Annotated in this window: 20 protein-coding genes; 14 read left to right on the plus strand and 6 right to left on the minus strand. The window is 67.8% G+C overall.

Going from position 1 to position 20953, the window contains the following annotated elements; translation table 11 throughout:
• Positions 1-34: 34 nt before the first annotated feature.
• The 7 genes from AMYHA_RS09380 (at position 35) to secA (ending at position 10074) form a co-directional block, all read left to right on the plus strand.
• Positions 35-670 carry a dTMP kinase gene (locus AMYHA_RS09380; RefSeq protein WP_034270086.1) on the plus strand — a complete coding sequence of 212 codons (636 nt, stop codon included), beginning with the start codon at positions 35-37 and terminating at the stop codon, positions 668-670.
• A gap of 119 nt (positions 671-789) precedes the next feature.
• Positions 790-1467, plus strand: coding sequence for an MtrAB system response regulator MtrA (mtrA, locus tag AMYHA_RS09385; protein ID WP_034270089.1), 678 nt, complete (start codon positions 790-792; stop codon positions 1465-1467).
• A complete protein-coding gene (gene mtrB, locus AMYHA_RS09390) occupies positions 1468-3315 on the plus strand; it encodes an MtrAB system histidine kinase MtrB (protein ID WP_084037004.1) in 1848 nt (615 codons plus the stop codon). It abuts the gene before it with no gap.
• Positions 3312-5054 (plus strand): LpqB family beta-propeller domain-containing protein, encoded by a 1743-nt coding sequence (locus AMYHA_RS09395; RefSeq protein ID WP_051399710.1) that lies wholly within the window; start codon positions 3312-3314, stop codon positions 5052-5054. The genes mtrB and AMYHA_RS09395 overlap by 4 nt, the downstream gene beginning before the upstream one ends.
• A gap of 29 nt (positions 5055-5083) precedes the next feature.
• On the plus strand, positions 5084-5758 hold the full coding sequence (locus AMYHA_RS09400; RefSeq protein ID WP_231104677.1) for a ComF family protein: 675 nt from the start codon (positions 5084-5086) through the stop codon (positions 5756-5758).
• Positions 5759-6297: 539 nt separating this feature from the next.
• Entirely contained in the window at positions 6298-6996 is a 699-nt protein-coding gene (gene hpf / locus AMYHA_RS09405; RefSeq protein WP_034270097.1) for a ribosome hibernation-promoting factor, HPF/YfiA family, read from the plus strand.
• A gap of 249 nt (positions 6997-7245) precedes the next feature.
• Positions 7246-10074, plus strand: a complete 2829-nt coding sequence (gene secA / locus AMYHA_RS09410) for a preprotein translocase subunit SecA (protein WP_034270100.1) — start codon at positions 7246-7248, stop codon at positions 10072-10074.
• Positions 10075-10080: 6 nt separating this feature from the next.
• Here secA and AMYHA_RS09415 read toward each other — a convergent pair whose 3' ends face one another.
• Positions 10081-10620: an Rv3235 family protein gene (locus AMYHA_RS09415; RefSeq protein ID WP_034270103.1), complete on the minus strand. Its 540-nt coding sequence runs from the start codon at positions 10618-10620 to the stop codon at positions 10081-10083.
• A gap of 97 nt (positions 10621-10717) precedes the next feature.
• Positions 10718-11470 (minus strand): TrmH family RNA methyltransferase, encoded by a 753-nt coding sequence (locus AMYHA_RS09420; RefSeq protein ID WP_034270106.1) that lies wholly within the window; start codon positions 11468-11470, stop codon positions 10718-10720.
• Positions 11471-11557: 87 nt separating this feature from the next.
• Here AMYHA_RS09420 and AMYHA_RS09425 point away from each other — a divergent pair, with 87 nt between their 5' ends.
• From AMYHA_RS09425 to pruA, 3 genes are all read left to right on the plus strand, one after another.
• Complete coding sequence (locus AMYHA_RS09425; protein ID WP_034276521.1) at positions 11558-12967, plus strand: WS/DGAT/MGAT family O-acyltransferase; 1410 nt, start codon at positions 11558-11560, stop codon at positions 12965-12967.
• On the plus strand, positions 12964-13467 hold the full coding sequence (locus AMYHA_RS09430) for a DUF6912 family protein (protein WP_034270109.1): 504 nt from the start codon (positions 12964-12966) through the stop codon (positions 13465-13467). Before AMYHA_RS09425 ends, AMYHA_RS09430 begins: the two co-directional genes overlap by 4 nt.
• A 177-nt stretch (positions 13468-13644) precedes the next feature.
• A complete protein-coding gene (gene pruA / locus AMYHA_RS09435) occupies positions 13645-15273 on the plus strand; it encodes an L-glutamate gamma-semialdehyde dehydrogenase (RefSeq protein ID WP_034270111.1) in 1629 nt (542 codons plus the stop codon).
• 155 nt (positions 15274-15428) lie between these two features.
• On the opposite strand, the gene AMYHA_RS09440 is transcribed toward pruA, so the two are convergent.
• Entirely contained in the window at positions 15429-16289 is an 861-nt protein-coding gene (locus AMYHA_RS09440) for a DUF6612 family protein (RefSeq protein WP_034270114.1), read from the minus strand.
• Between the two features lie 101 nt (positions 16290-16390).
• Positions 16391-17398, minus strand: coding sequence for a ribosome small subunit-dependent GTPase A (gene rsgA, locus AMYHA_RS09445; RefSeq protein ID WP_034270117.1), 1008 nt, complete (start codon positions 17396-17398; stop codon positions 16391-16393).
• Between the two features lie 93 nt (positions 17399-17491).
• On the opposite strand from rsgA, the gene AMYHA_RS09450 reads away from it, so the two are divergent.
• Together AMYHA_RS09450 and AMYHA_RS09455 are read left to right on the plus strand one after the other, a co-directional pair.
• Positions 17492-18280, plus strand: coding sequence for an SOS response-associated peptidase (locus AMYHA_RS09450; protein WP_034270120.1), 789 nt, complete (start codon positions 17492-17494; stop codon positions 18278-18280).
• Positions 18277-18888, plus strand: a complete 612-nt coding sequence (locus tag AMYHA_RS09455) for an alpha/beta hydrolase family protein (RefSeq protein ID WP_034270122.1) — start codon at positions 18277-18279, stop codon at positions 18886-18888. Before AMYHA_RS09450 ends, AMYHA_RS09455 begins: the two co-directional genes overlap by 4 nt.
• Before the next feature lie 175 nt (positions 18889-19063).
• Here the strand turns inward: AMYHA_RS09455 and ybaK are convergent, their stop codons facing one another.
• Positions 19064-19543: a Cys-tRNA(Pro) deacylase gene (gene ybaK, locus AMYHA_RS09460; RefSeq protein ID WP_034270125.1), complete on the minus strand. Its 480-nt coding sequence runs from the start codon at positions 19541-19543 to the stop codon at positions 19064-19066.
• A 170-nt stretch (positions 19544-19713) separates the two neighbouring features.
• Between ybaK and AMYHA_RS09465 the strand changes: the two genes are divergently transcribed.
• Positions 19714-20370: a sigma-70 family RNA polymerase sigma factor gene (locus AMYHA_RS09465; RefSeq protein WP_084037008.1), complete on the plus strand. Its 657-nt coding sequence runs from the start codon at positions 19714-19716 to the stop codon at positions 20368-20370.
• Positions 20367-20684: a mycothiol system anti-sigma-R factor gene (rsrA, locus tag AMYHA_RS09470; RefSeq protein WP_034270128.1), complete on the plus strand. Its 318-nt coding sequence runs from the start codon at positions 20367-20369 to the stop codon at positions 20682-20684. The genes AMYHA_RS09465 and rsrA overlap by 4 nt, the downstream gene beginning before the upstream one ends.
• A 122-nt stretch (positions 20685-20806) precedes the next feature.
• Here the strand turns inward: rsrA and AMYHA_RS28375 are convergent, their stop codons facing one another.
• Entirely contained in the window at positions 20807-20881 is a 75-nt protein-coding gene (locus AMYHA_RS28375) for a 50S ribosomal protein bL37 (protein ID WP_390183696.1), read from the minus strand.
• Between the last annotated feature and the right edge of the window lie 72 nt (positions 20882-20953).

Here is a 20953-nt window from a genome sequence, read left to right on the forward strand (position 1 = left end):
CCGGCACCGCGCCGGTGCCGCTAGGGTGCTCGGCGTGGGCAAGCTGATCGTCATCGAAGGCCTGGACGGCGCGGGCAAGAACACCCTCGCCCGCGCGGTCACCAAGGAACTGACCGCGCGCGGCGCACACGTGATCGGCAGGGCGTTCCCTCGCTACGGCGAGGACATCCACGCCGACCTCGCCCGCGACGGGCTGCACGGCAGGCTTGGCGACCTCACCGAGTCGGTCAACGGCATGGCGCTGCTGTTCGCGCTGGACCGGCGCGCCGCAGCCGACCAGCTGCGCGCGGACCTCGACCGCGCGGACGTCGTCCTTGTCGACCGCTACATCGCCTCCAACGCCGCCTACGGGGCCGCGCGGCTGCACCAGGACGCCGACGGCGAGATCGTCGAGTGGGTGCGTGCCCTGGAAGTGGACCGGTTCGGTATCCCGGTGCCGGACGAGCAGATCCTGCTGCGGGTGCCGGTCGCGGTCGCGGCTGACCGGGCGCGTTCTCGCGAGTCTGATGACGCCACTCGCGCCCGCGACAGCTACGAGTCGGACGACTCGCTGCAGACCCGCTGCGGTCGGGTGTACGAGCAGCTCGCGGATCGGAGCTGGCTTTCGCGGTGGCGGGTTGTCGACGGCGGGGGCGAAGTAGACGCGGCGTCGCTGGTCGCCGCGCTGTGAGCCCGCCGAACCGAGCCCATACCTCCGATCGGGCTAATGCCGTTCTGGCCTTCGACGTAAAGCGTTCGTATCGCCGGGTCGCGCGGCACATCTCTGACCGATAGTGCGAACATGAACGCATGAAGGCACGTGTTCTCGTAGTCGACGACGACCCCGCACTCGCTGAAATGCTCACCATCGTGCTTCGCGGTGAGGGGTTCGACACCGCGGTGGTCGCGGATGGATCACGCGCGATGACCGCGTTTCGCGAGTTCAAGCCCGATCTGGTGCTGCTCGACTTGATGTTGCCCGGCATGAACGGCATCGACGTCTGCAAGGCGATCAGGACCGAGTCCGGCATTCCCGTCGTGATGCTGACCGCCAAGAGCGACACCGTCGACGTCGTGCTAGGGCTCGAGTCCGGCGCCGATGACTACGTCGTCAAGCCGTTCAAACCGAAGGAACTGGTCGCGCGAGTACGGGCGCGACTACGCCGAACGGAGTCCGAGCCTGCCGAAACGCTGGCCATCGGCGATCTGAGCATTGACGTGCCCGGACATGAGGTCACCCGCAACGGCGAGCCGATCGCGCTGACCCCGCTCGAGTTCGATCTGCTGGTCGCGCTCGCCCGCAAGCCGAGGCAGGTATTTACCCGCGAGGTGCTGCTTGAGCAGGTCTGGGGCTACCGCCACGCCGCGGACACTAGGCTGGTGAATGTGCATGTGCAGCGGCTGCGCTCGAAGGTGGAGCGCGACCCGGAACACCCCGAGGTCGTGCTCACCGTGCGCGGCGTCGGATACAAGGCGGGCCCGCCGTAAGTGAGAAAGCGGTTGGCCTCGCTCGGTGAAGCGATCGTAGCGTTGGTGGGCCGTGTCGTCAGCTTCTGGCGAGACACGGCAGCCGCCATCGGCGAGCGTTGGCGCAGCTCGTTGCAATTCAAGGTCACCGTCTCGACCCTCGCGCTGTCGACGGCGGTGGTCTTCGTGCTGGTCATGCTGCTGCAGTACCAGATAGCAGAACGACTGCTCGACACGAAGCGGCGCGCGGCGATCGCGCAGACCCGTGCCGTGCTCGCGACCGCGGAATCCGAGCTGGAAGGCATCGACGCCAACCCGGAATCCCTGCGCGAGCGCCTTGAGCAGGCGAGCAGGAAGATCACCAGCTCGTCACCAGCGGCGCATGAGCTGGAGGGATCGGCGGCGGGTGCCTTCGAGCCGGTGCTGGCAAGCGGTGATCGCTCCTACGCCGGTGTTGGTAACGGACCCGCGACACCGGACGAGTCGATTTTCGTCGGCAGCTACGGGAACGTGCCCACCGATCTGCGGGAGTTCGTCGAGCAAGGCAGGGAAGCCGAGCAGATCCACACCGTCGGCGGCACCACCTACCTGATCATCGGTGCGCCGATCACGACCAACGCGCGCCCGCTGCAGCTGTACTTGCTGTTCCCGCTCAGCTCGGAGCAGAACACCGTGAGCACGGTGCAGAACACCCTTCTCGCTGGCGCTGCCGTGCTGCTGCTCCTGCTGGCGGGCATCGCCAACCTGGTGACAAGACAGGTGGTGCTCCCTGTCCGCAGGGCGGCCAATGCCGCGGCCCGGTTCGCGGAAGGCGACTTGGACAAACGTCTGGCCGTCGCGGGCTCTGACGACTTGTCCAAATTGGCGACGTCGTACAACGAGATGGCGGAGAGCATCCAGACGCAGATCCGTCAGCTCGAGGAGTTCGGCCAGCTGCAGCGCCGGTTCACCTCCGACGTCTCGCACGAGCTTCGCACCCCGTTGACCACCGTGCGGATGGCCGCCGACGTGCTGCACGCATCGCGGGAGCAGTTCCCACCTGGGCTGGCTCGCTCCGCCGAGCTGCTCGCCGACGAACTGGACCGGTTCGAGGCGTTGCTGGGCGATCTGCTGGAGATCAGCAGGCTGGATGCTGGTGTCGAGGAGCTGACCGCCGAGGTCGTCGACGTCCGTTCCATCGTGGAACGGGTACGTGAACAGGTGAAGGTGCTCGCCGGGTCCGCTGGCAGCACGATCGAGCTGGATCTGCCCGATGACGAGGCGATCGCCGAGATCGACGCACGACGAGTTGAGCGGATTTTGCGTAATCTGGTCGCCAACGCCGTCGACCACGGCGAGGGGCAGCCGGTCAGAGTGGCGCTCGGCGTGAACGATGAGGCAGTGGCTATCACGGTGCGTGACTACGGCGTCGGGTTGCGGCAAGGCGAGGAGGAGCTGGTGTTCAACCGCTTCTGGCGCGCTGACCCGTCCCGGAACCGGCGTACTGGCGGCACCGGACTGGGCCTGGCGATCAGCCAGGAGGACGCGCGTCTGCACGGCGGCGAGCTCGAAGCGTGGGGCGCATACGGCTACGGCGCGTGCTTCCGGCTCACGCTGCCGAAGGCACAGGGCGCCGAACTCACCGATCTCACGGTGATCCCGCTCGACCTGCCGCCTGACCCGCCGGCGCTGCCTGCCGGCGACGGCCAGCAGCCTGATGGGGACTCGGCGAGCGTCCCCGGCGATGCGGAGAACGCCAGGGGTGGCACTGACGGCATGGGCGGCGCTGACGGCCCGAACGGTGCGAGCGGAGCGGACGCCAGCGGCGACGGCTCCGCGACAGCGGACACCGGGGAGCCGCACGCGGATCGCGAGGAGGTGAACTGGTGAGCAGGCGGTGGGTACTCGCGATCCTCGGCTGTGTGCTGCTCGTGGCGAGTGGGTGCGCGAATGTGCCCAAGGAGACCAAACCGCAGGTCATCGGCACCGCGGACACCGCGGACACCACCGGCGATTCGCTGGACGACATCCAGCCCGCTGAGGACCTCTCGCCGTACGACACGGTGCGCAAGTTCGTGCTCAGCTCCCAGGCCGCGACCGACTACAAGGAAGCCCGGCTGTACCTGGCCGACAACGTCGCCAAGGACTGGCAGCCCAGCTCGAGTGTCGTCATCTTGCGAGACCAGTTCAGCACCTTGCCGGTCGATGCGGATCGCCAGCCCGAGAACCCTGACGAGACCATCATCCGGCTGCGGGGCCGCAGGATCGGCGCGCTCGGCTCGGACAACGCCTTCATCCCCGGTGGCGGGACGTACGAGATCGAGATCTCGCTGCGACGCAGGTCGGGGGACCGGCAGTGGCGCATCGTCGACCCGCCCGCCGAGATGATCACCACCGAGTCGCAGTTCGCGGAGAACTACTATCAGCTGCCGCTGTACTTTTTCGCGCCAGACAGCGCGGTGCGGGTGCCCGATCCCAGGTACGTGCTCGCTCAGCCGCGTGAGGGACTGCCTGGCAGGATCGTCGACACGCTCCTGCAAGGGCCGTCCGACGGGCTCGCCACCGCGGTGCGCAACCCGCTGGAGAAGGCCAAGCTCGACACCAACGTGACTGTCAACGAGGACGGCGCGCTCGAGGTGCCGCTGACCGGCGTCGCGGGGGAGAGTGCCGGCGCACGGCGGTTGATGGCTTTCCAGCTCGTCATGTCGCTGGACGCGGTCGCGACCAACCGGATCCGGCTGCTCTCCGATGGCCATGACCTCGTGCCCGGCCGCAGAGACTGGCGCATCACCGACGTCCCGCCGGTGCACGCGTCGGTGTCGGCGAACCTTCCTGGCCTCGCGCTGCAGGGCAGCCAGGTCGTGCGGCTCGACGACTGGGAACCGATCGCTGGCCCTGCCGGGAACGGTGCCTACGACGTGCTGTCCGCGGCGCAGTCCGTCGACGGTGGCAGACTCGCCGTGGTCGAGGACGCACGGAAGCGGGTCCGGCTGCGGGTGGGCGCCACTGATGATGTGCTCTCGGTCGTCGACCTCGACGCGAAACAGATGACGCGCCCGACGTGGCGACCGTCCTATTCCGAGGACAACACCAGCAACGAGGTCTGGACCGTCACCGACAGGAAGAAGGTCGTCAGGGTCACGCTGTCGCTGGACAACACCTGGCAGGCGCAGCAGGTCGACGACAGCGCCCTGCAGGGCTTCGGCCCGATCACCGCGTTGCGGCTCTCCCGCGACGGCACGCGCGCCGCCATCGTCGCCGACAGCCGGCTCGTCGTCGCGTCGGTGGTTCGCACGTCGGACGCCGTCCGGCTGCGCGCGCCGCGCATCCTGCAGCCCGAGACGCTGACCGACGTCGTCGACGTCGACTGGCAGGCGCAGGACGCCCTGGTCGTGGCCACCAGCTCCTCGATCCGTCCCGTCGTGCGGGTGCCGGTGGACGGCTTCGGCATGGAGAGCTACACGACGTCCAACCTCGAGCCGCCGGTGACCGCGGTGACCGGTGCGCCAGGCAGGCCGGTCGTCGCGGCCAACGCTGGTGGCCTGTGGTATACCTCGGACCTCGCCGAGGTGTGGCGGCAGAGCTCCCGCGAGCAGAGCCTGCTGAGTTCGCCGTTCTATCCCGGCTGAGTGTCGGTGCCGCGTGACAGGCTGCCGGCGTGAGGCTGCCCGCCATGCTCGATCACGCGGTGGATCGCGCGCTTGACCTGCTGCTGCCACCGGTCTGCGCCGGATGCGGCGCGTCCGGCGCGCCATGCTGTCCCGGCTGCGAGAGCCTGCTGACGTCGCCGTCGCGGTTGCCGTGCCCGAGCAGGGCTCCCGCGTACGCGCTGGCAAGCTACCGGGGCGTGCCGCGCAGGCTCGTGCTGGCCTACAAGGAGCGGGGCCGCAGGGACCTCGCACCCGCGCTCGGCGGACTGCTCGCCGCCGCGCTTCCCCTGGCCAGTGGGGACACGTCGAACTGCTGGCTGGTGCCAGCGCCTTCGCGGCGCGTCGCGGCGAGGCTGCGGGGTGGGCCGCACATGGTGCGGCTGGCCAGGCACTGTGCATCGCGAGCGGCGGAACTGGGTATCCGGGTAAATATCGCACCGGCACTGCGGCTGGCATCCGATGCCGAGGACGCGGTCGGCCTGGATCAGGCGAGGCGTGCGGCGAATCTGGCGGGCCGGGTGCTGCCGGTGCCCGCCGCGCTGCCCCCGGCGGGCACCGGTGTGGTGCTGCTCGACGACGTCATTACCACCGGCGCGACCGCGGTGGCCTGCGAACGGGCGCTCGCGAGTGGTGGTGTCCCTGTCACGGGCGTGCTGGCGGTGACCTCACCCCGGCTGCGGTAACGCATCCCCCGCCCGAGTGAAGTCGGGTGATCGTTTGCTCGACAGGTCGTTCCCGGATTGAGCGGGCGCCAATGGGAACTCTGACCACGCTGCGTGCGTTGTATAGGCATGACGCACCTGCTGTGTCCCGGGTCACCACGGTCCTATCCGCTCGGCGTGTCGAGCGCTCAACCAGCAGGAATATCCCTGGGGTTCCGGAATGGAACCAGGCGATTCCGCCGTATGGGTGCGGTACCACCCGGCTGGCCCAATAGCGGCGCCGCAGCGTCGATGATCGTCGCCCTCCGCAGTGGCGCGGCATTATGCCTCACGCGGCGATGTCCCCCGCACCGGGGGCTGTTGCCAACGGCGTTCTACGGCTAACGTGCTGCGCTAACAGGGCAATACCGGCCGCGAAGGAGGTGACAAGCCCATGTCATTCCGGTGCCGGTGCGTGTGACACGCCTGGTGCCTTCGTCACACGCCGGGACCCCGATCCTCACCCCGGTACCGACCAGTTCGGAAACACAGCTCACATCGTTGAGCGAGGGAGGTCGTGTATGGACATCGTCGTGAAGGGCCGCAACGTGGAGATCCCCGAGCACTATCGGGTGCACGTTAGCGACAAACTTGCCCGTCTCGAGCGCTACGACAGGAAAATCATCCGCTACGACGTCGAGCTCTTCCATGAGCCAAACCGTCGGCAACACAAGAACTGCCAGCGCGTCGAGATCACCGGGAAGGGTAAGGGTTCCCCGATCCGCGCGGAAGCAAGGGCGGGCGACTTCTACGCCGCACTCGACGCGGCGGTCGCCAAACTGGAGAACCGGATGCGGCGGATGCACGACCGCAGGCGGGTGCATTACGGGCGTCGTTGCCCCGAGTCAGTAGCGGAAGCGACCTCGGTCAACGCGAACGGATCCGCGACCAATGGCATGGGCGAACTGCCGGTGGCCAACGGCCGTCGTCCCGCGGCGCCGACCGCGGTGCTTGACGCCCCCGCGCCACTCGAGACGCAGACGTCCGCCGAGGTCGAGGTGCCGGAGCAGCGCTGGGACGACGGCGTCGTCGAGTACCAGCCGGGCCGGATCGTGCGCGAGAAGCAGCATTCCGCCGAACCCATGACGATCGACCAAGCCCTCTACGAGATGGAGCTCGTAGGACACGACTTCTACCTCTACAACGACGCCGATGCGGGTAAGCCCAGCGTCGTCTACCGCAGGAAGGGTTTTGACTACGGCGTAATCAGGCTGGGCTGAGCGCAGCGCCGCTCTCAGGCGCACAGCCACGAGTCTCATTCACAGAGTCGTTACGGCTGCCCCGGAACTATCTGGTTCCGGGGCAGCGTTGTGTTGACGGGTGTGCGTGCCGTGTCGCCGGTTGCCTACGATGGGGGTCGCGGCACGTTCACTCACCGAGACCGGCGTCCGGACAGCGCGTGACGCGAGGACGGCCAGCCACAACCACATGACAGCAGTAGACGTCACCACACAGCGAGGTCGAACCGGATGGTTTTGAGCCGCCTGCTCCGCGCGGGCGAGGGAAAGCGGGTCAAGCGACTGAAGTACATCGCGGACTCGGTTAACGCCCTCGAAGACACTGTCAAGGACTTGTCCGACGCCGGGCTGCGCGCCAAGACAGACGAGTTCCGCGACCGTCACCAGGGCGGCGAGTCGCTGGACGACCTGCTGCCCGAGGTCTTCGCCGTCGGCCGCGAGGCCGCCTACCGAGTGCTCGGCCAGCGGCACTACGACGTGCAGATCATGGGCGGTGTCGCGCTGCACCTCGGCCAGGTCGCTGAGATGAAGACCGGTGAGGGCAAGACGCTGACCTCGGTGCTGCCGTGTTATCTCAACGCCATCTCCGGCAAGGGCGTTCATGTGGTCACGGTCAACGACTACCTGGCCAAACGTGACGCCGAGTGGATGGGCAGGGTGCACCGCTTCCTCGGCATCGATGTCGGCGTGATCCTGCCCCAGCAGCCGTCGGCGGACCGCAGGGCGGCCTACCAGGCCGACATCACCTACGGCACCAACAACGAATTCGGCTTCGACTACCTGCGCGACAACATGGCCTGGAGCCTGGATGAGTGCGTGCAGCGCGAGCACAACTACGCCATCGTCGACGAGGTCGACTCGATTCTGATCGACGAGGCGCGGACCCCGCTGATCATCTCCGGTCCCGCCGACCAGTCCTCGCGCTGGTACGGCGAGTTCGCTCGCCTCGCGCCGCTGATGAAGAAGGACGTCCACTACGAGGTGGACGAGCGCAAACGCGCCATCGGTGTCACCGAGGAGGGCGTCGAGTTCATCGAGGACCAGCTCGGCATCGACAACCTCTACGAGGTCGCCAACACCCCGCTCGTCGGCTACCTGAACAACGCGCTCAAGGTGAAGGAGCTGTTCAAGCGGGACAAGGACTACATCGTCCGCAACGGCGAGGTCATGATCGTCGACGAGTTCACCGGTCGTGTGCTCGCTGGTCGCCGCTACAACGAGGGGCTGCACCAGGCGATCGAGGCCAAGGAAGGCGTCGAGATCAAGGCCGAGAACCAGACGCTGGCCACGATCACGCTGCAGAACTACTTCCGGCAGTACAACAAGCTCGCGGGCATGACCGGTACCGCCGAGACCGAGGCGGCGGAGTTCCACCAGACCTACAAGCTGGGCGTGGTGCCGGTGCCCACGAACCGGCCGATGGTGCGTATCGATCAACCGGACCTGATTTACAAGTCCGAGGAATCGAAGTTCGAGGCGGTCGCCGACGACATCGCGGAGCGGCACGCCAAGGGCCAGCCGGTGCTGGTCGGCACCACCAGCGTGGAGCGCTCTGAGTACCTGTCCAAGCTGCTGCTCAAGCGGAACGTGCCGCACGAGGTGCTCAACGCCAAGTACCACGACAAGGAAGCCCTGATCATCGCGCGCGCCGGACGTAAGGGTGCGGTCACGGTCGCGACGAACATGGCCGGTCGCGGTACCGACGTCGTGCTAGGCGGAAACCCGGAGATCATCGCCGACCAGGTGCTGCGGGAGCAGGGCCTCGACCCCGTGGAGACCCCCGAGGAGTACGAGGCCGCGTACCCGAGGGCGCACGAGCATGCCCTCGCGGAGAGCAAGGCCGAGGCCGACGAGGTCCGCGAGGCTGGCGGGCTGTACGTGCTCGGCACCGAGCGCCACGAGTCGCGCCGTATCGACAACCAGCTGCGTGGTCGTTCCGGTCGCCAGGGTGACCCCGGCGAGTCCCGGTTCTACCTCTCGCTGGGTGACGAGTTGATGCGCCGGTTCAACGCCGCCTTCGTCGAGCGGGTGATGACGTCGATGCGGCTGCCGGACGACGTGCCGATCGAGCACAAGTTCGTCACCAAGGCGATCCGCAGTGCGCAGACCCAGGTTGAGCAGCTGAACATGGAGTCGCGCAAGAACGTCCTCAAGTACGACGAGGTGATGAACCAGCAGCGGTCTGTCATCTACGCCGAGCGCCGCCGCATCCTCGAAGGTGAGGACCTGCGCGAGCAGAGCAAGCACATGCTGAACGACGTGATCACCGGCTACGTCAACGAGGCGGCCAGCGAAGGCTACGCCGAGGACTGGGACCACGATCAGCTCTGGACCAACCTCCGCAACGTCTACCCGGTGTCGTTCAACTGGGACGATCTCGAGGCGAAGCATCGCGACATCACCAAGAAGGTGCTGCTCGACGAACTGCTCGCCGACGCGGACGCGGCCTACGACCGGCGGGAGGCCGAGATCGACGGCCTCGCCGGCGAGGGTGCGATGCGCGAGCTGGAGCGCAAGGTCGTGCTCAGCGTGCTCGACCGCAAGTGGCGCGAGCACCTGTACGAGATGGACTACCTCAAGGAAGGCATCTCGCTGCGTGCCTATGCTCAGCGTGACCCGCTGATCGAGTATCAGCGCGAGGGCTTCGACATGTTCCAGGGGATGCTGGACTCGTTGAAGGAAGAGGTGGTCGGACACCTGTTCCACCTGCAGATCGAGCAGGCAGAGCCAGCCCAAGGCGGCGAGGAGCAGGCCACCGAGGTGCCAGCGGCTGGCGGTCAGCGCCGTGCGGGCGGCAGGCACGCCAGGCAGGCGCCGCCGCAGCCAGCGGCGGCGCAGGGCGAGTCGGTTCCGCCAGCGCTGCGCGGCAAGAGCGCCGGTGCGCAGGCGGGCCTGACGTTCTCCGGCCCCGACGAGACGGGCGGTGTCAAGCGCAGCGGCGACGGCGGCGCCAAGCCGGATGCGGCTGCCGCGGGCGCTGGCGGCGGCGGTTCCCGTAGGGAGCGCAGGGCGGCCGCGCGGGCGGAGGCCAAGCGCAACAAGAAGGGCGCCCGCCGCTGAGGCGGGTCACGCCACGTTCCGCGCTCGCGCCAGCAGGGCAGGAGTGAGCAGGCAGAACTCGATGACCTGCCAGCCACCCCAGCACAGCGGGGTCAGGCAGCTACTTGTCGCGAACGCCGCTCTACGGATCCGTTCGTGCACGGTGGCGTTGACATGCAGGACATGTGGGCCCTCGCGGTGGCAGTGCACCCGGCTGACCAGGAAGTGCCGTCCGAGCCACGGCTGCGGGTCGCCGAGCAGCCGTTGCCGCAGCGGTTCGCTGAGCCGGTCCCGTAGCGCGTGCGGTGAGCGCCTGCCCGCGGTCAGCTCGACCAGGGCCGTGACGAGCTGGATGAGTTCGGCGTCGCACGGGCGCTGGTGTGCGCCGTCCACCGTGTGCCAGGGCAGCGCCGGTGCCGGTTCACCGCCCAACGGCAGTGTGAGCTGGTTGCCGTGGTGCTGTGGTGATGCGTGCGGCGATGCCGCGGCGTGCGATGGCGCGGGTTCGTACGGCGCGAGCGGCCGGATGGTGGCGGTGGTGCGGTGCCGGGCCCTCCGCTGGGACACGCGAGACTCCCCTCGGCTCGGTGTGGGTTGACCTCTCCGCGAACAGTGAGGGCCCGTCAGTACCGATCAGGACGAGGATGACCCGTGTGGGTGGTGCTCAGCCGCGCCGGGCCAGCTCGAAGCAGAGCACCGCTGCCGCCGCCGAGACGTTCAGCGACTCCACACCGCCGTGCAGCGGGATCGACAACCACTCCGTCACCAGCTCGCGCACCTGCTCGCTGACGCCGAGCGTCTCAGCCCCGAGCACGAACGCGGCCCTGTCCGGCAGTTCGGCGTCGAACACGCTGGCCGGGGCCTGCGCACCGAGGGCGTAGAGCGGATAGCCCGCTTCGAGCAGGTCGATGACGGCGTCGGGCGCGGTCGCGCAGCGCAGCACCGGCGCGCGGAACGCGACACCAGCCGACGCCTTGACCACGATCGGGTCAAGCGACGCGACGCCCTTGCGCGGCACCACGATGCCCTCGATGCCTGCCGCCGTCGCGGTGCGCAGGATCATGCCCACGTTCGACTGCGTTGTGATGCCGTCGAGCAGGAGAAGCCGTCGTGGCAGTGGGTGTTCGGCGAGCGCCGCGCTCAACGGCCGCATGTGCGGGGCGACGACGTCGGCGAGCACGCCCTGGTCCTGCTTGCCGTTGCCTGCCAGCACCTTCACCCGATGTGCGCTCGCGCTGGTCACCGGGATCGACCGCTCCCGCGCCGCTTTTCTGATCTCGGTGAGCGAACTGCCGCGCGCCGAGTCCGCGATAACCACCTTGTCGATGTCGAGCGACGTGTCGCCGAGCGCCTCGAGCACCGGTTTTCGCCCGTAGACGGTCAGGAAACGGTCCTTGGGGGAGACCTCTGCGTGCACGCCGCGAGCCTAGTCGATGCCGCTGCCGCGCTGGGGGCGACCTGCTCGCACCCCACGGTGTCGGTCCGATGTGTCAGGATCGACACCATGCCGGACCGTCTCTCCGCACTCGACGCTTCCTTGCTTTACATGGAGGACAGGTCGACGCCCATGCACGTCGGTGGCGTCGCGGTATTCGAGCGGCCCGATGTCGGGTTCGACTTCGAGTTGATGTGCAAACTGATCAACCACCGGCTCGGGTACCTGCCGCGCTACCGGCAGCGGGTGATGCGGGTGCCTGGGCACCTCGCGAGGCCGGTGTGGGCCGACGATGTCGACTTCGACCTGAACTACCATGTGCGGCGCTCCGCGCTGCCAGCCCCTGGCACCGACGACCAGCTGTTCGAGCTGGTCGCGCGGCTGCTCGCCCGGCCGCTCGATCAGGGCAGACCGCTGTGGGAGGCGTACTTCGTCGAGGGGCTCGCCGGTGACCGCGTCGCGCTGGTGACCAAGACCCACCAGGCGCTCGTCGACGGCATCGGCACCATCGAGCTTGGTCAGCTGATTCTCGACCCCGCGCCCGGTGAGCTGGACCCCGTCGATGACGAGATGTGGCTGCCTGGCAAGACGCCGAGTAAGGCCGAGCTGATGTTCGACGCGGTCGCCGAGACGGTGCAGCAGCCGACGATGCTGGTGGAGAGCGCCAAGGCGGCCGCTGGCGACGCGGCGGCGACAGCGGTGAAGCTGGCGGACGCTGTCGGTGGGGTGGCATCGGCGATGCGGGCGGCGCTGAAACCGGCGCCATCGAGTCCGCTCAACGTCGAGGTGTCCGGCGGGCGGGTGTTCGCAGGCGTGCGCACGACGCTGGACGACTACCGGCAGATCAGGGCTACCCACGGCGGCACCGTCAACGACATCGTGCTTGCCGCGATCACCGGGGCACTGCGGGAGTGGCTGCTCTCACGGAAGGTGCCGCTTGATCAGACCAGCACGGTGCGTGCGCTGGTTCCGCTCGCCGTCGCTGACGCGAGCACCCGCTCGTATTCCTCGGCTGGCATCGTCGGCAATGAGGTGGCGGCGTACCTGGTCGATCTGCCGGTCGGGGAGACCGATCCGGTGATGCGGCTGCAGCACATCAGTCACGCCATGGCCAGCCACGTCGACTCCGGCAGGTCGGTCGCGGCGCAGACGCTGCTGCGGGTCGGCGGGTTCGCGCCCCCGACGCTGCATTCGCTCGGCGCGCGCACGGCGGGTACGTTCTCCAACCGGATCTTCAATGTGATCGTGACCAACTCGCCGGGCCCGCAGATACCGATGTTCGCCGCACACGCCAAGATGGTGGAGATGTTCCCGATCATGCCGCTGGTGCGTAATCACGCGCTCGCCATCGGCGTGACGTCGTACTATGGCGGAGTCTATTTCGGACTCAACGGGGACAGGAAGGCTGTGTCTGACATCGATGTCATCGCCGCGATGGTGCACGAATCCCTCGCCGAACTGAAGGGAACCACGCGATGAGGGTTTATCTGCCCGCGACCATCGGCATGCTGCGCGAACTGGTCGCGAAAGACGAATTCCTGCCGCTCAACGGCACCGGGTTCGCGCTGACGCCCGCGTTGCGCGAGTCCTACACCAGCGGCTCGACCGAGGAGCTGGAGTACGTCGCGCAGCTCGACGCCGCCCGCGCATCGCTGCGGCTGATCGCGGCCGATCTTGAGGGCGAGGAGACCGTCACGCCGCGTAGAGCCGTCATCGCCGCCGACGTCGATGACGTCGAGCAGCGGCCCGATCTGGACAACGCGGTGGTGCGGGTCAGTGGCCCCATTCCGATGTCTGCGGTCGCCTCGGTGCACGTCGATGGCGCGGACGCGGAGGACGCGGTGCTCGCCGCCGCGAAGGTGGTCGACGCCGCTGACCTGGGCGATCTCGACGCCGAGTTCGCCATCGGCGACGCCGAGGACCACGAGCTGGCCTGGTACGCCCCGCAGGAGCTGCCGTTCCTGCTTGAACTGCTCTGAGTCTATGGATCGCGGCTCGGTTCGTGCTGCTCAGGCGGCGTGTCTCGCTAGCTAGGTGCCGCTTCCGGCTGACGCGCGTCACAACGGCCCGGTTCGTGCCAGGATGGTGGGTGACAGGGCTCATAGCGACCGCCCAGAAACACCCGCCCACAAGGCGAACCACGGGAGAACACCATCATGGACGCGATCACATCAGTGCCCGCGCCGCGCAACGAACCGGTCTACACCTACGCGCCGGGCACCGCCGAGCGACAGTCACTGCAGCGCACCCTGACCGACCTCTCATCGACCACCCACGAGCTGACCCAGACCATCGCGGGCGAGCAGCGCATGGCCGGTGGTGAGCCGTTCCGCGTCGTCAAACCGCACGAGCACGGCCACACCCTTGGCAACTGTGCCCAGGCGACCCCCGGCGAGGTGACCGACGCGGTCACCGCGGCGAAGGAGGCGGCCCCCGCATGGCGGGAGATGCCGTTCGACGAGCGTGCCGCCGTGTTCTTGCGCGCGGCGGACCTGCTCGCCGGCCCGTACCGCGACACGATCAACGCCGCGACGATGCTCGGGCAGTCGAAGTCCATCCAGCAGGCCGAGATCGACGCGGCGTGCGAGTTGATCGACTTCTTGCGGTTCAACGTCCATTACGCCCGCCGCATCTACGCCGAGCAGCCGAACTCGGTACCCGGGGTGTGGAACCGGATGGAGTACCGCTCGCTGGAAGGCTTCGTCACCGCGATCACGCCGTTCAATTTCACCGCCATCGCGGGCAACCTGCCCACCGCGCCCGCGCTGATGGGCAACACGGTGGTGTGGAAGCCGACGCCGACCCAGCAACTCGCCGCGCACTTCACCATGCGGGTGCTTGAAGCAGCTGGCCTCCCGCCCGGCGTGATCAACATGGTGACCGGCGACGGTAAGGCCGTCAGTGAGGTCGCGCTGGCCGATCCCGACTTCGCCGGACTGCACTTCACCGGCTCGACGGCGACGTTCAAGCTGCTGTGGCGCACGATCGGCGAGAATCTCGACCGCTACAAGCACTACCCGAGGATCGTCGGTGAGACCGGCGGCAAGGACTTCGTCATCGCTCACCCGTCGGCGCGCACTGACACGCTGGTCACCGCGTTGGTGCGGGGCGCGTTCGAGTACCAGGGGCAGAAGTGCTCCGCCGTGTCGCGTGCCTACATCGCGCGCTCGCTGTGGGAAGGCGGGGTGCGCGATCAGCTGGCCGACGTCACCAAGACGATCTCGTACGGCGACGTCAGCGACCTGTCGCATTTCGGTGGCGCCGTGATCGACGCGCGGGCCTTCGCCAAGCACAAGGCGCTGCTGGACAGCGTGGACGGCGACCCGGCGCTGGACGTCCTCGTCGGCGGTGGCTGCGACGACTCGGTCGGCTACTTTGTCGACCCGACGATCCTGGTCGCCTCCGATCCGAACCACGAGGTCTTCTCGAAGGAGTACTTCGGCCCGATCTGCGCGGTGTACGTCTACGAGGACGATGACTACGCCGAGGCGCTACGGCTGGTCGACTCCTCGGCGCCGTACGCGCTGACCGGCGGGGTGTTCGCCGACGACAGGGATGCGATCCAGCAAGCCCACCGTGCGCTCGGCTACGCGGCGGGCAACTTCTACGTCAACGACAAGCCGACCGGCTCCATCGTCGGCCAGCAGCCGTTTGGCGGGGCCAGGGCGTCCGGCACCAACGACAAGGCAGGGTCGATGTTCAACCTGCAGCGCTGGGCCAGTCCCCGGTCGATCAAGGAGAACTTCGTCGCCCCGACCGACCACACCTACCCGCACATGGGCTGACGCGCGAGTCGCACCGTAATCGCCGCGAGTCGCACCTTAAGCGGGCTGAGTTGCACCTTAAGCGGCCTGAATCGCACCCTACGCAGCGAGCGGGGCCTGCCACCGTCTGGTGACAGGCCCCGCTCGCGTGCGCTAGCTGGCGGTTACCGCCGGGCTCAGTTGCCGCCGGGGAAATTGCCTTCGTTGACCTCGGACGCCGGGGGTGCCTCGATGGTGACCGGCTCGCCCCAGTCGCTGTAGGTCATGGCGACGTGGGCGTCATCGAAGTTCATGCCCTCCGGCATCGGCTGACCGCTCGACTCCATCGCGCTGTTCATCAGCTCGCCCATGTTCATCTGGAACTTCAGCGGCAGCTGCTCCTCGCTGATCCAGACCTCGACCGGCAGTGCGTCGAGCTTCATGTTCTGCGTGTCGAACATCTTGCCCATGCCACTGCCGTACTGGGACATCATCTTCTCGACGTCAACGTCGATCGTGTACTTGGTCGCGGGGACGCCGCCGACGTCGGACTCCTCGGTCGATGTGATGTCGCCCGAGTCCTTGAGCATCTCAAGGGCCTTGGTGGGGTCGTTCTGCTTCATGGTCTTGCTCATGTCCACGCCGCCGAGCGCGGACATCTGGGCGAGGTCCATCTTGATCCACGGCTTGGACGTGTCCATGCCTGGCATGTTGGGCATTTTCATGTACATGGTGTCGTCGAGCAGACGCATCTCCATGGCCATGTTGCCCTGACCCATGGCGCTCATGTCCATGTTCATGGTCATGGCCATCTTGGTGTTCTCACCGTCGAAGAGTCCCTGCCCCTCGCCGGTGGCCGACATCGTTCCCATGTTCATGTCCATGGTGAAGTGCGCAGACTTCTTTTCTTGCGTGCTCGCCGTTGCCGCGCTGACGAGGCTGGCAGGATCGGTGAACGTCTCACCCGGTGACGCCTGGCCTGCCGTGGTCTCCTCGCCGCACGCGCCAAGGGCCAACGCGAACGCGAGGGTGCCGGCTGCGATGAGTGATTTCCGCATGGAGCTCCCTCAGTAGATTTGTCCTGTTCCCCTCCAGACTGACGTTAGCAGGGCTGAGTAGGTTTCACGGTCACTGCGGCCGATGACGATTCGTTACCGCGCTAATCGACGTCAAGGCCCGCGCGGGAGGCGAGCAGCCGCCGCAGCGAGGTCAGCCTGCCCGCTGGCGCGACGTCCTCGGCGACGACGGTGTCCAGGGCACAGTCCGGGTCGCTCGGCGCGCCGAGATGACCGCAGCCAGGCGGGCAGTGCTCGGCAACCTCGGCGAACTCGGTAAACGACGAGACGATGTCGTCCGCCGTGACGTGGGCGAGACCGAACGACCGGATGCCTGGCGTGTCGATCGCCCAGCCGCCCTGCGGCAGCGGCATCGCGATCGCGGTGACCGAGGTGTGCTTGCCCTTGCCGATAGCGCTGACCTCGCCCGTGAGCAGTTCCGCGTCCGGGACCAGGCGGTTGACCAGGGTGGACTTGCCGACGCCTGAGTGCCCGACGAGCGCGGTCACGTGCCCGGTGAGCCGGTCGGCCAGCTCGTCGACCGGTGCGTCGCGACGGGTGACGATGGCGGGCAGGTCGAGATCGGCGTAGCGGTCGATGATCTCGTCAGGCGAGGCGAGGTCGGCTTTGGTCAGGCACAGGACCGGCTGCAGTCCGCCGGTGTAGCAGGCGACGAGGCAGCGGTCGATGAACCCGGTGCGGGGCGGCGGGTCGGCCAGCGCGGTCACGATGAGCAACTGTTCGGCGTTGGCGACGACGACCCGCTCGTACGGGTCGGTGTCGTCGGCGGTGCGGCGGAGCACGCTGCTGCGGTCGGCGACGCGCACGATCCTGGCGAGGGTGTCCGGGTTACCGCTGGTGTCGCCGACCAGCGAGACGCTGTCTCCGACGACGATCGGTGTGCGGCCGAGCTCGCGTGCGCGCATCGCGGTGACGGTGCGCTCCGGGTCGCCATCCACGGCGCAGGTCCAGCGGCCCCTGTCCACGGAGGTGACCATCGCGATCACGGCGTCGATGTGCTTGGGCCTGCGTTTGCTGCGGGGGCGCGAGCCCTTGCCCGGGCGTACCCGGACGTCGGACTCGTCCAGCGTGCGCCAGTCCTTCGCTACCACCGCATCCCCTGCCTTCGGCTTGCCTGGAACGTCACCGTCTGAGGCCAAATCGTGCCACGATGAGGGTGCGACTGCGACGAGGAGGGCTGCGAGATGTGCGGGCGTTACGCCACGACGAAGGATCCTGCGACGCTGGTCAAGGAGTTCGACGCGACCGACGACACCGGTGAGCATAAGCCGACGGCGGACCACAACGTGGCGCCGACCCGCAAGGTGCCGTCCGTCGTGGCCAGGCATCCGAAGGACGCCGACGGCACCCCGCGGCAGGACGCGCCCGCTGAGCGGCTGCTGCGGGTGATGCGCTGGGGGCTGATCCCGTTCTGGGCGAAGGATGCCTCGATCGGCAACCGGATGATCAACACTAGGTCGGAGACGGCGGCGAGTAAGCCTGCTTTCCGTCGTGCGCTCAAGCGACACCGCTGTCTGCTGCCCGCCGACGGCTGGTTCGAGTGGCGCCGTGGTCCGGCGAAGGGGGAGAAGTACCCATACTTCATGACCACGACAGACGGCTCGTCACTCGCGTTCGCCGGGATCTGGGAGACCTGGCGCGACCCCAAGGCTCCCGATGACGCCCCGCCTGTGGTGAGTTGCTCGGTGTTGACCACGGACGCCGTGGGCAACCTCACCGACATCCACGACCGGATGCCGCTGCTGATGCCGCGCGAGCAGTGGTCGCGGTGGCTCGACCCGGATGTCGAGGACGTCTCGGACCTGCTGGACCCGCCATCGCTGGAGTTCGTGGATCGCCTCGAGCTGCGCCCGGTCTCCGACAAGGTGAATAATGTCCGCAACAACGGACCTGAGCTGCTTGAGCGGGTCGACGGCTCCACCGACCTCGATTCGCCAGCGCTGTTCGACAAGGGCACACTCGAAGTTCCATGACACGCATCGACATCGACACCCCCGTCGGCACCGCGCGCGCTGAGCTGCACTCCGCCGAGGAAGGCTCGGCCGCCCTGCTACTCGGGCACGGTGCCGGGGGCGGATTCGATGCCAAAGACTTGGTCGCGGTGACGCGTGCCACGCAGGCGGCCGGAGTGCACGTCGCGCTGGTCGAGCAGCCGTATCGGGTTGCTGGCAGACGGGTGCCCGCACCGGCGAAGCAGCTCGACACGGCGTGGCTCGCCGTCGCCGACGACCTGGAACGGCGCTGGTTCGACGAGATGCCGATGGTCTTCGGCGGCCGGTCGTCCGGTGCGCGGGTGGCCTGCCGTACCGCAGAGGAAGGTTCTGCCGTCGCCGTGCTGTGCCTGGCGTTCCCGCTGAGACCGCCGCGTACCCCGCACAAGTCGCGGCAGGCCGAGCTGGACCAGGTGCGCGTGCCGACACTCGTCGTCCAGGGCGACGCCGATCCGTTCGGCTGCCCCGAGGCGGGCAAGCACCACGAGATCGCCGTCATCCGGGGCAACCACGCCCTCGACTCCGACCTCGATGCGCTCACCCGGACGGCCGTGGAATGGCTGGCCCGCGTGTTGCGCCCCCTGGCCTGACCCCCGGCATCGTGTCTTGCGCTCCGGACGCCGTGTCCTGCGCTCCCGACCTCGTGTTCGTACTTCGCCGGGCAAATGGTTGCGGGAAACAGACAAGCAAGAACGAATCCGGCGTAAATCGCGCAATATCACCGGTGAAGTCGGTGAGCCTCGCCGCTCAGTACTCCCCGCGGGCCTACCCCGCGATGGGGGCGATCGTGGCCGAGGTGAGGGCGATCAAGTCCTCAGGGGCTAGCTCGACCTCCAGACCTCGGCGCCCGGCGGAGCAGTAGATCGTCGCACCCGCGTCCGTGGCCGAGACATCGATCACCACGGGGAGCCTGCTGCGGTGACCCAGCGGCGAGATGCCGCCGAGTACGTACCCCGTCGCCCGCTGCGCGGCCGCCGGATCCGCCATCGTGGCCCGTTTCCCACCAACAGCGGCGGCCAGCGCCTTCAGGTTCAGCTGGCCGGTCACCGGGACCACACCCACGGTGAGCTTGCCGTCCACGTCGGCGACCAGCGTCTTGAACACTCGCGACGGGTCCAGCCCGAGCGCGTCGACCGCCTCGAGGCCGTAGGAATCGGCCTTCGGGTCGTGCTGATAGGTGTGCACGGTGTGGCTGATGCCTCGCTTGGTGAGCAGGGTCGTCGCCGGAGTCTGCTTGCCTGCCACGAGGAGTGAGACTAGCTCACACTGGGAATGCCGGTCGGGACGGACGCGTTGCACACGACGTGCCGACTTACACCGCAACCGCAACCGTCCGTGACCGGGCTCCGAGCATCCAGCTGACTGGGCAACCGGGCGCGGTCGCCGCATCCCGCGTATCCTCGGCACGGTCGTCGATGTATCCGATCGTGCGGCAACGGACCGAAACGCAACGGAAAGGGATCGGTGTGCCAGAGACCACCGACGCCGAGCAGGCCGAGTTGGTCGAGCGTTTCGAGCGCGAAGCCATGCCGCTGCTCGACCAGCTTTACTCGGCCGCGTTGCGGATGACCCGCAAGCCAGCCGACGCCGAGGACCTGGTCCAGGAGACCTACCTCAAGGCTTATGGCGCCTTTTCCTCGTTCAAGCAAGGCACCAACCTCAAGGCGTGGATGTATCGCATCCTGACCAACACCTACATCAACGGCTATCGCAAGCGGCAGCGGCAGCCGGTGCAGCAGCCGACCGAGGAGATCAGCGACTGGCAGATCGCGCAGGCGGCCAACCACACGTCGCGCGGCCTGCGGTCGGCCGAGGTCGAGGCGCTGGACAAGCTGCCAGACTCCGACGTGAAGGACGCGCTGCAACAGCTCCCAGAGGACTTCCGGCTCGCGGTGTATCTAGCCGACGTCGAGGGGTTCGCGTACAAAGAGATCGCCGAAATCATGGAGACGCCCATCGGGACCGTGATGTCGCGGCTGCACCGGGGCCGCTCACAGCTGCGTGAGCTGCTGTCGGACGTCGCGACTGACCGTGGCTTCATCAGGAAGGGCCAGGAGGTGACGACGCGATGACGGGCGAGTGCTCGGAATCCGAAGGCCCCGACTGCACGCAGGTTCTTGCTGAGGTCTACCTGCTGCTGGACAAGGAATGCACCGACCAGCACGAAGCTGAGCTGCGGCGGCATCTTGAGGACTGCCCGCCGTGCCTCGAGGAGTACGGCATCGGGGAGCAGATCAAACAGCTGCTGGCTCGCAAGTGCGGTGGCGACCACGCGCCGGACCAGCTGAAAGAGCGCCTACAGGCGACGATCCGCAAGACCGTCGAGGAGCGTTCGGGCTACTCGGTGTCCGAGTTCTCCGCCGAGGTGCGCGAGGAACAGCGCTGACGGGTTGGCCGACGCGCGGGACCTCTCACTTCCTGCCGCTGCCCCGTTGTCGCCCATGGCTCGCCGATAGGGGTGACGGCAGCGGTGGCGTTCGCCCGTACGAGGTCCCGCGCGGACGTCCGCTACGTGTTGGGCTTCTTGCCGTGGTTCGCGCCCTTCTTCTTGCGGTCGCGACGCTTGCGAGCTCGCTTCGACATAGCTGTCTCCTTGCCGGTCGGCTGCTGGTCAGCGGCTACTCGCCGCTGATCACCATGTGTGCTCTCCCGAGT

It is taken from the genome of Haloechinothrix halophila YIM 93223, assembly GCF_000504245.1.
Lineage (GTDB): Bacteria > Actinomycetota > Actinomycetes > Mycobacteriales > Pseudonocardiaceae > Haloechinothrix_A > Haloechinothrix_A halophila.